Here is a 13,977-nt window from a genome sequence, read left to right as displayed (position 1 = left end):
GGCTCAGATGTCCTTGACGAGCCGCAGCGCGTCATAGACCGCCGCATGGATGTTGCGTGAGGCGACGGCGTCGCCGATGCGCCACAGCTTGAACGCCCCTTCTGGATTGGTCGCCACATCTTGCGGGCGATCGGACAACAAGGCCGTGTGATCCACCTCGCCCAAATTGCGGGAGAGCGGCTTCAGCGCAAAATAAAGCTCGTCGAGCGGCACGGTGCCATGCTCGACGACAATCTGGTCGGCGCTCTTCTCGACCGTACGCCGACCGTAGTCGTCGATGAAGGTGGCGACGAGGCGGTTGCCGTCGCGGCGGACACTGTCGAGCCGCAGGTTCAGCGTCAGCGTCACGTCGTGGTCGGCGAAGGCTCGGAAATAAGCCGGATAGCTGGTGCCGCCGACGTCGGGCGCTACGATCCGCTCCGGCGTGACGATCTCGAGGCTCGCACCGGCGCGCGCCATGAACTCGCCCGCCGTCATGCCCGGATGCGCGCCATTGTCGTCATAAAGCAAGATCTGGCTGCCGAGCCGCGCCGAGCCGGTCAGGATATCCCAACTCGTGGTCACGAGGTCTTCGCCAGCCGACAGAAATCCCGTGTTGGGGATGCCTCCCGTCGCCACAACGACGACATCCGGGGTCTCGGCCAGCACGTCCGCCGCCTCCGCGTAGGTGTTGAAGCGAAGCTCGACCCCATGCCGCTCGCATTGCGCGAGCCGCCAATCGACGATGCCGAGGATCTCGCGGCGTCGCTTCAGGCCCGCCGTCACCAGAACCTGACCGCCCGCTTTGTCGGCGGCCTCGAACAGCACGACCTCATGACCGCGCGCGCTTGCGACCCGCGCCGCTTCGAGACCGCCCGGCCCTGCGCCAATCACCACGACCTTACGGCGCGGACCAGTCGACGGCGTCACGATGTGCGGCATGGTGGCTTCACGCCCTGTCGCCGCATTGTGGATGCAGAGCGCCTGGCCGCCGTAGATCGAGTCGATGCAATAGGCCATGCCGACGCAAGGCCGGATCTCGGCCTCTCGCCCCTCGATGATCTTGCGGGCGATATGCGGGTCCGCCATATGGGCGCGCGTCATGCCGACCATGTCGAGCTTGCCGCTTTCGATCGCATGCCGCGCCGTCGCCACATCCTGAATGCGGGCCGCGTGAAAGGTTGGCAGCCGCGTCGCGGTGCGGATGTCGCCGGCAAAATCGAGGTGCGGCGCCGAGCGCGATCCCATCGCCGGGATCACCTCCGACAAGGCCGCATCCGTGTCGATGTGGCCGCGGATCACGTTGACGAAATCGATCAATCCGGAGGATGCGAGCCGCTGCGCGATCAGGGTTCCGGCGTCGCGCGACAGACCCTTGTCCCAGTCCTCGTCGCAAACGAGCCGCGCCCCAACCACGAAATCGGAGCCGACGCGGTCACGGATCGCCCGCAGCACCTCGAAGCCGAACCGCATGCGGTTGTCGAGCACGCCGCCATAATCATCATCGCGCAGGTTGGTGGCCGGCGACCAGAACTGGTCGATCAGATGGCCGTAACATTCGATCTCGATGCCATCGAGGCCGCCGGCCTTCACACGCTCGGCCGCATCCGCATAGGCCGCGACGACGCGCCGAATATCCCAATCCTCCATGGCTTTGGGAAAGGCGCGATGCGCCTGCTCGCGCACACCCGACGGCGCCAGCACCGGCAGCCAATCGGCTTTCGACCAGGAGGTGCGCCGCCCGAGATGGGTGATCTGGATCATCACGGCCGCGCCATGCTCGTGCACGTCGTCGGCAAGCTCGCGCAGCCAGCCGACCACTTCTTCCTTGTAGAGCAGGATGTTGCCGAAAGCCTGCGGGCTGTCGGGCGCCACGACCGACGAGCCGCCGATCATGGTGAGGCCGATGCCGCCCTTGGCCTTTTCGGCATGGTAGAGGCGATAGCGATCTTTCGGCAGGCCATCCTCGGTATAGGCGGGCTCATGCGCGGTCGACATCAGCCGATTGCGAAACGTCAGGTGCTTGAGGCTGAAAGGCTGAAGAAGCGGATCGTTCATGGAGGCGCCGGGTCACGGGCTGCGGGTGATCCGGCTTAACACGAGCCCCGCGACGCGCAAGCGTGAGCCACTAGCCCATGGGGTGCAGGGCGGCGCGCGCGATCACGATCTCCTCATCGGTCGCAAGACAGAGCACCTCGACGCGGCTGGTTGGGGTCGCGAGGCGCTCGCTATGCTGATCGTTGGCGGCGGTGTCGATCTCGACGCCGAGCCAGACCAGCCGCGCGCAAACATCGGCCCGGACGGCGGCGGAATGTTCACCGATGCCGCCGGTGAACACCAAGGCATCGAGGCCGCCGAGTGTGTTTGCCATCGCGGCCGTCTCGCGTGCGACGTGGAAGCCGAAGAGATCGATCGCCTCATGGGCGCGCGGATCGTCGCTCTCGGCCAGTGTCCGCATATCGCTCGAGAGGCCCGAGACCCCGAGCAGCCCCGCCTCGTGATAAAGCATGTGCTCGACCGCATCGGCGCTCATCCCATGCTGTTTCTGCAGATGCAGCACGACGCCGGGGTCGATTGCGCCGCAACGGGTGCCCATTACCAGACCGTCGAGCGCCGTGAAGCCCATCGTGGTGTCACGGCTGCGCCCGTCCCGCATGGCGCAGAGGCTCGCGCCATTGCCGAGATGGGCCACGACCGTGCGCCGGGCGACCAGCTCCGGTGCGACCTCGGCCAGCCGACCCGCGATGAAATGATACGAGAGCCCGTGAAACCCGTATTTGCGAACACCCGCCTCCTCGAACCGGCGCGGGACGGCGTAGCGGCTGACCGGCGGCGCGAGATTGTGGTGGAAGGCAGTATCGAAACAGCCGACCTGCGGCAGATCGGGCCGGAGCGTCCGCAGCGCTCGGATCGGCTCGAGGCTGCGCGGCTGATGCAGGGGCGCCAGCGGCGTCAGGTCATCGATCGCGGCGATCGTCTCATCGGTCAGCCGCACCGGTTCGACGAACCGCAGCCCGCCATGGACGATGCGATGGCCGACCGCCGCGAGCTTTTTGCCGTCGAGGTGGGTCTCGACCCACTCCAGCAAGGCGCCGAGCAGGTCTTCATGCGCGGTTGCGCCCGACCACTGCCGATCGACGAGCGTCGCCCCCGCCGGATCGCGAACCGTGAAATGCGGCTCGGACCCTTGATCCTCGAGAAGACCCTTGGCGATCAGCACCGGACCGTCAGCGGCGCGGGCTCCGAAAAGCCCGAACTTGATGCTGGAGGAGCCGGCATTCAGGGCCAGAACCGCGTCGGTCATGATCGCTCCACCGTACCGACGGCCTCAGCCATCAGCGCGCGCTGCCGTGTCGTGAGGCCAAGCCCAGCCGGAGATCTCCGGCATATCCTCGCCATGCTGGCACACATAAGCCCGATGCTCGATCAGCGTGTCGCGAAACCGCTGCTTCGCATAGGCGGCTTTTCCGGCCAGCCCCGGAACCCGCTCGATGACCTCGATCGCGAGATGAAAGCGGTCGAGTTCGTTCAACACCACCATGTCGAAGGGGGTCGTCGTCGTGCCCTCCTCGATGAAGCCGCGCACATGAATATTGGCATGGTTGGCGCGGCTGTAGGTCAGGCGATGAATGAGCGCCGGATAGCCATGGTAGGCGAAGATCACCGGCTTGTCGCAGGTGAACAGCCCATCGAAATCGCGATCCGGCATGCCATGCGGATGGTCGCTCTGCGACTGCAGGGTCATCAAATCGACCACGTTGACGACGCGGATCTTGAGATCGGGCAAGGCCGTCCGCAGCAGATCGACTGCCGCGAGTGTCTCAAGCGTCGGCACGTCGCCGGCGCAGGCCATGACGACATCCGGCTCCGCACCATCGTCATCGTTGCTGGCCCAGCGCCAGATGCCGATCCCAGCCTCGCAGTGGATCGCTGCCGCATCGGCATCGAGCCATTGCGGCGAGGGTTGCTTGCCGGCCACGATGACGTTCACGCGGTCGTAGGTCTTCAAGCAATGGTCGGCGACCCAGAGCAGCGTATTGGCGTCCGGCGGGAAATAGATCCGCACCGTATCGGCCCGCTTGTTGGCCACGAGATCCACGAAGCCGGGGTCCTGGTGGCTGAACCCGTTATGGTCTTGCCGCCAGACATGCGACGTCAGCAAATAGTTGAGCGAGGCGATCGGCCGACGCCAGCCGAGTTCGCGCGAAACCTTCAGCCATTTGGCATGCTGGTTGAACATCGAGTCGATGATGTGAATGAAGGCTTCGTAGCACGAGAAGAAACCGTGTCGTCCCGTCAGCAAGTAGCCTTCGAGCCAACCCTGACAAAGATGTTCGCTCAAGACTTCGAGGACGCGCCCCTCGTGGGCAAGCGACACGTCGTCGGGCTGGATGTTCTCCATCCACACGCGGTCGGTCACCTCGAAGACGGCATCGAGCCGGTTCGAGGCGGTCTCATCGGGACCGACGATGCGGAAATTCCGAGCCTCGGCGTTGAGCTCGAAGACATGGCGAAAGTAGACCCCGAGCGCTCGCGTCGCCTCGCCGATGGTGCCACCCGGATGCGGCACGTCCACGGCGACGCTGCGCCAATCAGGCAGTCTCAGATCACGCTTGAGCAAGCCGCCATTGGCATGCGGGTTGGCACCCATGCGGCGCGTGCCGGTCGGCGCCAACGCGGCGAGTTCCGGCTTGAACCGCCCGGACGCGTCGAACAGGTCGTCCGGATCATAGCTCCGCATCCAATCTTCGAGGATCTTGCGATGCCCCTCGTTGCCGCGCGCATTGTCGACCGGTACCTGATGGGCGCGCCAGAAGCCTTCGACCTTCTTGCCGTCGACCACTTTCGGGCCGGTCCAACCTTTCGGGCTCCGCAGGATGATCATGGGCCAGACGGGCCGCGTGCTGCCGAAGCCACTCCGCGCCTGCGCCTGGATATCCTGAATGACGTTGAACGCGCGCTCCATGGCGGCCGCCATCAGCTGATGCATCTCGGCGGGGTCGCTGCCTTCGACGAAGATCGGCTCGTAACCATAGCCGGTAAACAACGCCCGCACTTCGATGTCGCTCATGCGGCCGAGAATGGTCGGATTGGCGATCTTGTAACCGTTGAGATGCAGGATCGGCAGCACCGCGCCGTCGCTCGTCGGGTTAAGGAACTTGTTGGAATGCCACGAGGCTGCGAGCGGGCCGGTTTCGGCTTCGCCATCGCCCACCACGCAGGCGACGATCAGATCAGGATTATCGAAGGCCGCCCCGAAGGCGTGCACGAGAGCGTAGCCAAGCTCGCCGCCTTCGTGGATCGATCCCGGCGTTTCCGGCGCGGCATGGCTCGGAATCCCGCCCGGGAAGGAAAATTGCCGGAAGAGCTTCTGCAGGCCGTCCGCATCCTGTGTGATCGCGGGATAGATCTCGCTGTAGGTTCCTTCGAGATAGGTATTGGCCACCATGCCGGGGCCACCATGCCCAGGCCCGCAGATGTAGATGATGTCGAGGTCCCGCGCGCGGATCATCCGATTGAGATGCACATAGATAAAGTTGAGGCCGGGTGTCGTACCCCAATGGCCCAGCAGGCGCGCTTTGATGTGCTCGGCCGTCAGTGGGTCCCGAAGAAGCGGATTGTCGAGCAGATAGATTTGCCCGACCGAAAGATAGTTGGACGCGAGCCAATAGCGGTGGATCAGGCTGAGGTCTTGAGCGCTTAACGGGCCCGGGAGCCCGGGCGTCTGATCGAGCCGAGAAACATTGTCCATGATCTGACCCTCACGCTCGATTGAATGCGCACTCCCGAAGGGGTGCCGCTATCTGTCCCAAGGACGCTCGACGCATTCTCGGACGGGATCAGGTTGGTGTTGCAGCTGTGTGACAGGGTGCCACGGTCCTGGCCATCGGGTCTCATCGGCCCACCTGTGCGAGGCGTTCGATGCCCGGTTGATGTGGTCACAAAGACGTCGTCTTGCGCCTCCGCTCGGGAGCCATTTGCGAGCAAATACGTTGGCGTCTGCCCTCCATCGAACCACCCGCGCGCTTGCTGATAGGATGATGATGTCGAACCGTCCGGTCGCGTTTTTGGCCATCGAACTTCTCGATTTTATGACACGCGAAAAGCCAAAAGGTTTGATCGTCGCGGTCGACGACGACCACCGCGGCGAGGCGCTCGCTCGCATCCTTGGCCAGATGGCACCTGATCTCACCTGTCATTGCTTTCCGGCGTGGGACTGCCTTCCCTACGACCGGGCACCGCCCTCCCCCGATCACATGGGCCGCCGCATGCGCGTGCTGCACGATCTCGGCGCGTCCCCGCAGGATCTCGGCATCACGATTCTGGTGACGACACCGGACGCTCTGGTCCAGCGCGTTCCGCCCGGCGATGCCGTCGCGCATCAGATCGTGCTTCGCACCGGCACTCTCCTCGATGTCGAGGCCTTCGCGGCCGATATCAGTCGGCTCGGCTACGTCCATGCCGACAGGGTCGACGCGAGCGGCCATGTCGCGATCCGAGGCGAGGTGATCGACATCTTCACCGCGGCGTCGAAACCCTTCCGCATCACGCTGATCGATGGAGCGATCACGAGCATCCATCGTTACGATCCGGTGTCTCAACGAAGCACCGGGGCCGTGGTCAAGATCAGGGTCGGTGCCGCTTCGGAACTGGTGCAAACACCGGATGGCACCGAGGTTGAACGCTTTCCGGGCGTCGAACATTGGCTGCCGCTCGCTTATCCGACGATCACGACGCTGCTCGATATGATGCCGGACGCGAGCCTGATGCTCGAACCGAAGGCCGATGGGCGGATCGAGCACCTGTTCGAGCAGATCGCCGAGGCCTATCGCGACCGGGTCGCGGCCGATGCGGCTACGCCGAACCTGAGCCACAAGGCGCTCCCACCCCACCGCCTTTTTCTGACGCCGGATGAATGGAGCGAGCGGGTCGTCCCGCGCCTCGCAGCGTTCCCCGAGCGGCAACCGACGGCCGTGATGGCGCGGTTCTGCCTCGACGACAAGCCCGGGCAAGCTTTTGCGGCCTATCTCGAGGACGCCCGTCGTGCCGGCTTGCGGATCGTGCTCGGGGCGGCACGCGAGCGCGATCTCGCCACCCTGGCCAAGGAAGCGGAACGCGCGTCGGGCCACAAGCCGGTGCGGCTCGACGCATGGTCCGAGCGGGCGGAAGCGAAGGCGGATTCGATCCTGCTGATGCGCTTATCCGCAGACCATGGCTTCGAGGATCGCGACGGCGGAGTGGCCTTGGTGACCGCCGCGGACCTGCTGGGCCATCAGGCGCGGGCCTCCTCGTTTCACGCCGTTCCGATCCCCTGGCATATGGGAGACGGCGAATTTGCTTTCGGAGACTTCGTCATTCACGCCGACCACGGGATCGGCATCTTGCGCGGCCTCGAAACGATTGAAACCGGCGCGGCTGCGGGACACGACGCGGTGCGACTCGATTATGCCAAGGGCACCGACCTGCTCGCCCCGGTGGAGGAAATGGACCGGATCTGGCGCTATGGCGCCGAGCAAGACGGCATCACGCTCGACAGGCTCGACACCGATGCGTGGCAGAAACGACGCGCCAAAATCAGCCTCGACGTGACCGAGACCGCGCGCGGTCTCGTAGCCCTTGCCCGTCGCCGTGACGAGACCGCCGCGCCAAAACTCATGCCGCCGCGCGGCGACTACGAGCGGTTCGTCGCTGGCTTTCCCTATGGGCCGACGCCGGACCAGATCCACGCGATCGACGACGTGCTGCGTGATCTCGCCTCCGGCCGCCCGATGGACAGGCTGGTGGTCGGGGATGTCGGCTTCGGCAAGACCGAAGTGGCGCTGAGAGCAGCAGCCGTGGCCGTCTTCGCGGGGCGGCAGGTGGCGCTCGTCGCGCCGACGACCGTGTTGGTCAGGCAGCATCTTCACACGGTCGAGCAGCGCTTTGCTGCGTTCGGCATCCCGGTCGCGCATCTCTCCAGAATGGTCTCCGCGGCGGAGGCGCTCGCGGTCAAGCAAGGGCTCGCCGATGGGTCGGTGCGCCTGGTGGTCGGAACCCATGCACTGACCCGCGACGACGTCGTGTTCAAGGATCTCGGCCTGCTGATCGTCGACGAGGAACAGCGGTTCGGCACAGCCGACAAGGCGAGGATCCGTGAACTCGGGACGGGTATCCACGTCCTGACCATGACGGCGACGCCGATCCCAAGAACACTGCAATCGGCGCTCGTCGGTTTGCAAGACCTCAGCGTCATCGCCACGCCCCCGGCGCGACGCCGCCCTATCCGCACCTTGGTGGCGCCGTTCGATATGGCAACGATCCGCATCGCCTTGATGCACGAAAAGGCCAATGGCGGCCAAAGTTTCGTCGTCGTGCCGCGGATCGAGGATCTCAACCATCTCGCTCCAGACCTTGCGGCGCTTGTCCCCGAACTGACCATTTTGACGGGGCACGGACAGATGGAGGCCCATGAGGTCGATGCTGCCATGATGGCCTTCGCGCATCGCAAGGCCGACGTCTTGTTGGCCACCAGCATCATCGAGAGCGGGCTCGACGTGCCGCGCGCCAATACGATGATCGTCTGCGGCGCTGAACGCTTCGGGCTCGCACAGTTGCATCAATTGCGCGGGCGCGTCGGGCGCGGCAGCCGGCAGGGAGCATGCTATCTAATGACCCGCTCGGACCAGCCCTTGCCGACAGCCACCGAGCAACGGCTCGCAACCTTGACGACCCTCGATCGCCTCGGAAGCGGCATGGCGATCAGCGCACGCGATCTCGATTCACGGGGCGCAGGAGACCTGCTCGGCGAGGATCAGGCCGGGCGTCTGCGTGTGGTCGGGCTGGGGCTCTATCAGCATCTGCTGCAGCTCGCGATCCGCACAGCCCGCGACGACGACGCCGAGAATTGGTCACCCGAGATCCACATCGAAACGATGGGGCGTCTGCCGCCGGACTATCTTCCGGAGCCGGAGGTCCGCCTCAATCTCTACGCTCGCATCGCGCGGACGATGGAGGCCAGCGACGTCGATGCCTTGGGCGATGAGATCCAAGACCGATTTGGGCCGATTCCGGAGGCCGTCGGTGCGCTATTGACGCTCGCGCGCCTCAAGGGACTGTGCCGCCAACTGGGCATCGCCCGCGTCGATGGCGGCCCAAAGGCGATCGCTTTCACGCCGCGTCTCGGCCGCGCACCAGATGATCTCTTCGCTCACATCCCGATGCAGGGTCGCGCCGGCTTCGAAGTTCGAAACGGGCGGGTGGTTTTCGATTGCACCAGAGCGGCTACCGACGAGAGGCTCAGCCTTGCGGTCGCATGTCTCGAGTTGTTCGACAAAAGCTTGACGTGACCGACGAAAAGGTCGGTCGAGTCGCTTGTCCCGCGTCCAAAAAAAGGTGCTGTCGGTGAGACAGCGCCACCACATCAACAATTATTAAACACGCTCGACGATACCGGATGGATCGCGCGAAGAGACGCTTAGGCGACGGCAGCCGACGGTGCTGACCGAGCCTGGCCTTGCCGGTAGAGATAGGAGGGGCTCGGTCGCGGCATGGCGCGAAACCCGCGAGCCACTTCCTCCGCATCGGCGATGCTCGGACGCACCCAGGCGGCGGCGCCGATGCGAATGCGATCGGACGACAAGGTGGTGGTCTGTGACTTGGTCATCGCTCAGGCCCGAAAGGTTTGATGAAGCTCGGGACGTCAACGCGATATGTCGCGTTTAGCTCCGCGCTTCGATCGTTAACGGGATGTTTATTCAGCGACCTGCGACTGTCGGGGCGCGACGCGCCATGCAAGACGGGCGAGACGTCCGGCCTCGTGCCGTGATCGATCGTTTCAGGTCGGATGGAATTCCGTCGTCACGCAGCCGTCCTTCTTGTCGACGGTGCTGCAATGAGAGGTGGCCCGTGTCTCTCGCCTCCTTCCCGAGACGAAAGGCCTCCCGCTCCTCGACCGTGAGCCTCGCAATCTTCCGCCCCAATGGATGAATTCGGTTCAGCCTCTAGAATCGTTCGGTCCATGGCCGAAGGTCGATTTCATGCGACCATGCGTTTCTCGGCTGCGCGAGGACGTCGATGTACGTCTGGGCGATGGCGTCGGGATCGAGCGTGCTGTCAGGCTGATCGCTGGGGTCCGGTCGGCGCGGTGAGCGGACGCCGCCGTCGATGTTGAAATGCGCAACGTGGATCCCCTTCGGGCCGAGCTCCCTTGCGGCGCTCTGAGCGAGCCCACGCAGTCCGAACTTGCCCATCGCGAACGCCGCCGATTGGGCGAAACCCTTCATGCCAGCACTCGCGCCGGTGAAGAAGATCGCTCCACGCCCCTTCGGCTCCATTCGCTTCGCGGCCTGCTGGGCGGCCAAGAATGCGCCGAACGTGGTTATAGCAAGGGACTGCGCGACCGCGGCGGGATCGACGCTCGAGAGCGGACCGGGGACGCGCGAGCTCGCGTTATAAATCACGATATCGGGCTCCGCGACCTGACGTTCCATATCGAGGAACAGCTTTGCCACTTGCTCCGGCTGGGAGGCGTCGACGGCGAAGACGGCAGCGCCGGTCTCCTCCGCGAGCGGCTTGAGCTTTTCGACATCGCGAGCGGCGAGGCCGACGTGCAGTCCGATCTTCGACAAGCGCCGCGCAAGCGAAGCGCTGATGCCCGGTCCGGCACCGATGATTAAGGCGCAGCGATAGGGAAAGTCGGCCATTGAGTTTCTCGCTCTTGTTATGCGATGCCGCGAAGGCGGCGGACAAAGGCGGCAACGCCCGGAGCGACAACTTCGGGGGCCTCCTCGGGAATAAAATGGTTTCCCTCCACCTGGATTTCTTCCTGATTGGGGAAGGTCCGGCAGAAGGCGACCTGATTCGGACTGCTATCGACGATGCCCGGCGTTGCGTGGACATAGAGTTTGGGCACAGAACTGGTGGCCAGCCATCGCGAATAGGCCTTGACCGCCTCGGCCACATCGGCCGGTTCACCCGCAATGGGGATCTGGCGCGGCCAGCTCAGGGTCGGCCGCCGATCCTCCCCGGCGTTCAGGAAGGGTCTGCGATATTCCGCTTTGACGACATCGGAGAGTGGCCGACCAATGGTTCCGAACAGGATCTGCTCGACGAAGACATTGTCCTGCAGGACCATCGCGTCGCCTGCGGGAGAACGCATCGCCTCGAAGGCAGGAAGTATGGATTGGCTGACGTCACTCCACTCAAGCGGCATGACGATCGATTCCATGTAAGCGATACCCTGCACCCGATCGGCATGCGGTGGCCGAAGGCCCTCAAAGCTGCGACCAGCCCCCATCGACCGGAAGTTCGAGGCCGTTCGTGTAGGTCGCGTCGAAAGCGAGGAAGAGGACGGCCTTGGCGACTTCATCAGGCGTTCCGAAGCGTTTCATCGGATTGGCATCGCGCATTTGCCCGGTGAGGTAGTCGGCCGTTGCTTTATCGGGAAAGGCTTTGCCGATGATCGGCGTCTCGATGGGGCCAGGCGACACCGCATTAACGCGAATGCCGCGCGGAAGCAGCTCAGCGGCGAACGTCCGAGCGAAGGATCGCAGCGCGGCCTTAGCCCCACCATAGGCGGCGATCATCGGCATCCCCTTGACGTTTGCGGTCGAGGTCGTGAGGACGACAGCGCCGCCCTGGTTGATCAGCGGCCCGAGCTTCTGGACCGCGAAGAACGGTCCCTTGGCGTTCAGGTTGAACATTTCGTCGAAGGCCGCCTCGGTCGTGTCCGCGAGAGGCGCGAAGGTGCTGAACCCGGCGTTGACGAAGAGCAGGTCGAAGGTGTCGAACTCGGACTTCACCCGAGAGGCGAGGGCGTCAAGATCCGTCAAAGAGCGCGCGTCGCTCGACACCACGATGCCGGCCGCCCCGAGCTCGTTCTGCGTCGACTCCAGGCCGGCCGGCGAACGCCCCGTCACCACAACGCGCGCGCCTCCCTGGACGAGCATCTTCGCCGTCGCGAGCCCAATGCCGCTTGTGCCACCAATGATGACAGCCCGTTTCGCGTCATACTGTTGCATGCTGTAGTCTCCTTGCGATGTGAAGGCGGTGTTACAATTTAGAACTGTCTGGTACAAAAATTAGCGGGACCTTGCAAGGAGTTTTGAACTGAATGTTTCAAAATAGCGCCAAGCCGCGTGGACGGCCGCGCGGCTTCGACGAGCAGCAGGCGTTGGACAAGGCGATCCAGGTGTTCTGGTCGAAAGGCTACGACGGCGTGACGATCGATGATCTCGTTGCCGCAATGGGCGTGGGACGGCCGAGCCTCTATGCCGTCTTTGGGGATAAGCGGACGTTGTTCTTGCGTGTCCTCCGGTCTTACGCCGAAACGAAAGGCACGCGCGCCGCGGCCGCACTGCTCACGCCGCAATCGCTTCGTGACGCGATCGGCGGCCTCCTGCGATATGCCGTCGAAAGTGCGACCGAGGACGGCTCCGCCCCGGGATGTCTTCTCGCCTGCATCGCACCGCTCGTCGACGATGCCGAGGTCCGACTATCCCTAAGGAACTCGGCTGATGCCACCGCGGCGCTCGTGGAACGCCGTTTCCGCGAGGGGATCAGCGCGGGAGAGATCCCGGCTGATTTCCCCGTCGCCCCGCGCGCGAGCCTCGTTCTCGATCTTATCCACGGGCTTTCGATGCGGGCGCGGATCGGCACGTCGCGCGAGACGCTCCTCCAAGACGCCGACGAAGAGGCCGAGGTGGTGCTCCTGTCGCGGCGGGACAATGCGGTGCTGGGCGCTTGAAGCTGGTTGGCATCTCGCTCGAGGTGAGCAGCCTTCATCGCCTCGCAAAACACCAACACTCGAGCGCTCGGCGACTGCCCGCGCCGTGATCGATCGGTTCAGGTCGGGTGGAACACGACCTTCACGCAGCCGTCCTTCTTGGCCTTGAACATGCTGTAGAGGTCCGGACCATCCTCCAACTTGTCGCTCCGATGCGTGATCAGGGATGTCGTGTCGACCTTCTTGTCTTGGATCAGCTTGGTCAGGGGCTCGAGATAACGCTTCACATGCGTCTGGCCGCTCCGAAGCGTCAGACCCTTCTGCACGATCTGCCCCATATTGACCGACACGGGGCCACCATAGACACCCGGGACAGAGACGATGCCACAGGGGCGAACTGCCTTGATGGCTTGCTCCAGCGCATAGACGCGTTCGGACGGGATCAGCTTCTCTTTGGCGGCGCTCATGAGACCCGCTTGTCCATGACCGGCGCTCGCTTCCATGCCGACGCAATCGATCACCGCATCGGCACCTTCGCCTTTGCTGATCTCCACAATGCGCTCGTAAACATCTTCTTGAGCGAAATCGATGATGTCGGTCGCGCCGGACTTGCGCGCCATCGCGATCCGCTCGGGGACGGTGTCGATCGCGATGATCCGCTCGGCGCCCAACACCTTTGCCGATTGGATGGCGAACAAACCAACCGGACCGCATCCCCAGATCGCGATGATCTCACCGCCCTTGATCTCGCAATGCTCCGCACCCTGATATCCCGTGGGAAAGATGTCGGTCAGAAACAGCACTTCCTCATCGGTCATGCCGTCTGGCACCTTCATCGGTGCGACATCCGCCATCGGTACGCGCACATATTCGGCTTGCCCGCCGGAATATCCGCCGGTCAGATGTGAATAGCCGAACAAGCCTGCGGTCGTGTAGCCGAACTGCTCGGCCGCCATGGCGGCGTTGCGGTTCGAGCGTTGGCACACCGAGTAATTGCCGAGCTTGCACTGACGGCACTCGCCGCAATTGATATTGAACGGAACGACGATCCGGTCGCCTTTCTTGAACTTCGTATGGGCCGAGCCGGTCTCCACGACCTCTCCCATGAACTCATGTCCGAGGATGTCGCCGCTCTTCATGGTCGGCATCAGGCCGTCCATGAGATGCAGGTCGGACCCGCAGATCGCACAGCTCGTCACCTTGATGATGACGTCGCGCGCGTCTTCGATTTTCGGATCAGGAACGGTGTCGCACCGGATGTCGTTGGTGCCGTGCCAGCAAAGAGCTTTCATGAC

At 64.0% G+C, this 13,977-nt stretch carries 10 protein-coding genes; 2 read left to right on the top strand and 8 right to left on the bottom strand.

The features are described from left to right. Positions 1-3: 3 nt before the first annotated feature. From LGH83_RS17825 to LGH83_RS17815, 3 genes are all read right to left on the bottom strand, one after another. The gene (locus tag LGH83_RS17825) at positions 4-2,037 is read right to left on the bottom strand and encodes an FAD-dependent oxidoreductase (protein WP_227399783.1); all 2,034 of its coding nucleotides are present in this window, start codon (positions 2,035-2,037) and stop codon (positions 4-6) included. Positions 2,038-2,107: 70 nt separating this feature from the next. Next, positions 2,108-3,283, bottom strand: a complete 1,176-nt coding sequence (locus LGH83_RS17820) for an acetate/propionate family kinase (RefSeq protein ID WP_227399782.1) — start codon at positions 3,281-3,283, stop codon at positions 2,108-2,110. Positions 3,284-3,307: 24 nt separating this feature from the next. After that, positions 3,308-5,731 (bottom strand): phosphoketolase, encoded by a 2,424-nt coding sequence (locus LGH83_RS17815; protein WP_227399781.1) that lies wholly within the window; start codon positions 5,729-5,731, stop codon positions 3,308-3,310. A 292-nt stretch (positions 5,732-6,023) separates the two neighbouring features. Here LGH83_RS17815 and LGH83_RS17810 point away from each other — a divergent pair, with 292 nt between their 5' ends. After that, positions 6,024-9,305 (top strand): DEAD/DEAH box helicase, encoded by a 3,282-nt coding sequence (locus LGH83_RS17810; protein WP_227399780.1) that lies wholly within the window; start codon positions 6,024-6,026, stop codon positions 9,303-9,305. A 128-nt stretch (positions 9,306-9,433) separates the two neighbouring features. On the opposite strand, the gene LGH83_RS17805 is transcribed toward LGH83_RS17810, so the two are convergent. The 4 genes from LGH83_RS17805 to LGH83_RS17790 all read right to left on the bottom strand — a co-directional run bounded on the left by LGH83_RS17805 (position 9,434) and on the right by LGH83_RS17790 (position 11,978). Further along, positions 9,434-9,622: a hypothetical protein gene (locus tag LGH83_RS17805; protein ID WP_227399779.1), complete on the bottom strand. Its 189-nt coding sequence runs from the start codon at positions 9,620-9,622 to the stop codon at positions 9,434-9,436. A gap of 337 nt (positions 9,623-9,959) precedes the next feature. Next, entirely contained in the window at positions 9,960-10,661 is a 702-nt protein-coding gene (locus LGH83_RS17800; RefSeq protein ID WP_227399778.1) for an SDR family NAD(P)-dependent oxidoreductase, read from the bottom strand. A 17-nt stretch (positions 10,662-10,678) separates the two neighbouring features. Beyond that, positions 10,679-11,185, bottom strand: coding sequence for a hypothetical protein (locus tag LGH83_RS17795; RefSeq protein ID WP_227399777.1), 507 nt, complete (start codon positions 11,183-11,185; stop codon positions 10,679-10,681). Positions 11,186-11,231: 46 nt separating this feature from the next. After that, positions 11,232-11,978 carry an SDR family oxidoreductase gene (locus LGH83_RS17790; RefSeq protein WP_227399776.1) on the bottom strand — a complete coding sequence of 249 codons (747 nt, stop codon included), beginning with the start codon at positions 11,976-11,978 and terminating at the stop codon, positions 11,232-11,234. A gap of 92 nt (positions 11,979-12,070) precedes the next feature. Here LGH83_RS17790 and LGH83_RS17785 point away from each other — a divergent pair, with 92 nt between their 5' ends. After that, the gene (locus tag LGH83_RS17785) at positions 12,071-12,703 is read left to right on the top strand and encodes a TetR/AcrR family transcriptional regulator (protein ID WP_227399775.1); all 633 of its coding nucleotides are present in this window, start codon (positions 12,071-12,073) and stop codon (positions 12,701-12,703) included. Positions 12,704-12,801: 98 nt separating this feature from the next. Here LGH83_RS17785 and LGH83_RS17780 read toward each other — a convergent pair whose 3' ends face one another. Continuing rightward, positions 12,802-13,974 (bottom strand): zinc-dependent alcohol dehydrogenase, encoded by a 1,173-nt coding sequence (locus LGH83_RS17780; RefSeq protein ID WP_227399774.1) that lies wholly within the window; start codon positions 13,972-13,974, stop codon positions 12,802-12,804. Positions 13,975-13,977 lie beyond the last annotated feature (3 nt).

Source organism: Lichenihabitans sp. PAMC28606 (genome assembly GCF_020616535.1).
Lineage (GTDB): Bacteria > Pseudomonadota > Alphaproteobacteria > Rhizobiales > Beijerinckiaceae > Lichenihabitans > Lichenihabitans psoromatis.
The sequence above is the reverse complement of the archived record's forward strand: the minus strand, read 5'-3'. Positions and strand labels throughout refer to the sequence as shown.

Coding starts and splice junctions, on each gene's coding strand:
- LGH83_RS17790 (WP_227399776.1), bottom strand. CDS start 11,978: ATGCAACAGTATGACGCGAAACGGGCTGTCATCATTGGTGGCACAAGC.
- LGH83_RS17785 (WP_227399775.1), top strand. CDS start 12,071: ATGTTTCAAAATAGCGCCAAGCCGCGTGGACGGCCGCGCGGCTTCGAC.
- LGH83_RS17795 (WP_227399777.1), bottom strand. CDS start 11,185: ATGGAATCGATCGTCATGCCGCTTGAGTGGAGTGACGTCAGCCAATCC.
- LGH83_RS17810 (WP_227399780.1), top strand. CDS start 6,024: ATGTCGAACCGTCCGGTCGCGTTTTTGGCCATCGAACTTCTCGATTTT.
- LGH83_RS17825 (WP_227399783.1), bottom strand. CDS start 2,037: ATGAACGATCCGCTTCTTCAGCCTTTCAGCCTCAAGCACCTGACGTTT.
- LGH83_RS17815 (WP_227399781.1), bottom strand. CDS start 5,731: ATGGACAATGTTTCTCGGCTCGATCAGACGCCCGGGCTCCCGGGCCCG.
- LGH83_RS17805 (WP_227399779.1), bottom strand. CDS start 9,622: ATGACCAAGTCACAGACCACCACCTTGTCGTCCGATCGCATTCGCATC.
- LGH83_RS17780 (WP_227399774.1), bottom strand. CDS start 13,974: ATGAAAGCTCTTTGCTGGCACGGCACCAACGACATCCGGTGCGACACC.
- LGH83_RS17820 (WP_227399782.1), bottom strand. CDS start 3,283: ATGACCGACGCGGTTCTGGCCCTGAATGCCGGCTCCTCCAGCATCAAG.
- LGH83_RS17800 (WP_227399778.1), bottom strand. CDS start 10,661: ATGGCCGACTTTCCCTATCGCTGCGCCTTAATCATCGGTGCCGGACCG.